The organism is Streptomyces sp. NPDC017890 (assembly GCF_044328675.1).
In the GTDB taxonomy this organism is placed as follows: domain Bacteria; phylum Actinomycetota; class Actinomycetes; order Streptomycetales; family Streptomycetaceae; genus Streptomyces.
Genome location: NZ_JBIRHU010000170.1, coordinates 1 through 1,079, shown reverse-complemented (window position 1 = coordinate 1,079; position 1,079 = coordinate 1). Strand labels below are relative to the sequence as shown.

Sequence of the window (1,079 nt, the reverse complement as noted above, 5' to 3'; positions counted from 1 at the left end):
GCGGAATCACCGGCGCGGTAGCCGGTCTCGCGACCGTTACTCCATGCGCCGGCTTCGTCAGCACCTTCTCCGCGTTGGCGATCGGCGCGCTTGCCGGACTGGTCTGCCACTTCGCGCTCGCGCTCAAGTCGATCTTCAAGTTCGACGACGCGCTCGACGTCATCGCGGTCCACTTCATCGGCGGCATCCTCGGTTCCCTCCTTCTCGGTTTGTTCGGCGAAAAGGCGATCAATTCGATCGGCCGCGATGGACTCTTCTTCGGCGGCGGCGCAGGACTACTCGGCGAGCAGGCGCTGGCGTTGATCGTCGTCATCGCTTTCTCGTTCGTGGTGACCTGGCTGATCGCCACGGGCATCGAGAAGACCATCGGTCTCAAGCTGGCTCCGAAAGACCAGGTGGACATCGACCGTCGTCAGCAAGGCATGGACGCGTACCGCTACAACGCCGCATTCGTCGACGCCGGTGGTGCGCCGCAGACCAGCGGGTTCGACTCGGGGGTCCTGGTCGAGGGGGCAAAACTTGTTCCGAACCTCGGCGCCCCGAAGCACGAACTCATCACCGCGGTATTGCAGACCATCGAGTCCGAGAAGCTTCGGGAGGCGCTGCTGGCTGCCGGAGCGGAGTCGATAGTCGTATCGGAAGCGCATGTCTCCGCGAGCGACTCGGCCTCGCTCAAGTTTCGCGGGCAACGCAACGACGTCGTGTTCACGGAGCGGTTGCGTGTCGAGGTGCTGGTCGCCTCGGAACATGCCCAGGCGGTTCTGGACGCGATCAACGAGTACTCGGGCGGCAGGAGGAGCGGTTTCGTCCAGCAGGCGGCCGAACCTCTCACCGAAGCGACGGAACAGGGGAGCTGACATGTATTCGACGACAGGGAGTTACCGCATGATCGACAAGGAGCGTTCGGAATGCATCTGACACCGCGAGAACTCGACAAGCTGACAATTCTCATGTTGGCGGATGTCGCACTGAGGCGAAAGGCAAAGGGGCTCAAACTCAATCATCCGGAGTCCGTCGCAGTCATCACTGCAGCCGCTCTGGAGGGAGCTCGGGAGGGCAAGACACTCGAGGAGGTCATG

General features: G+C 62.6%; 1 protein-coding gene and 1 pseudogene. Both read left to right on the top strand.

From position 1 onward, the window contains the following. Positions 1-857, top strand: a pseudogene (locus tag ACH4F2_RS36310) (hypothetical protein); the annotation flags it as partial. A gap of 51 nt (positions 858-908) precedes the next feature. Then, positions 909-1,079 (top strand): urease subunit gamma (locus tag ACH4F2_RS36305; RefSeq protein WP_398136842.1); only part of this gene is annotated, 171 nt, incomplete at its 3' end.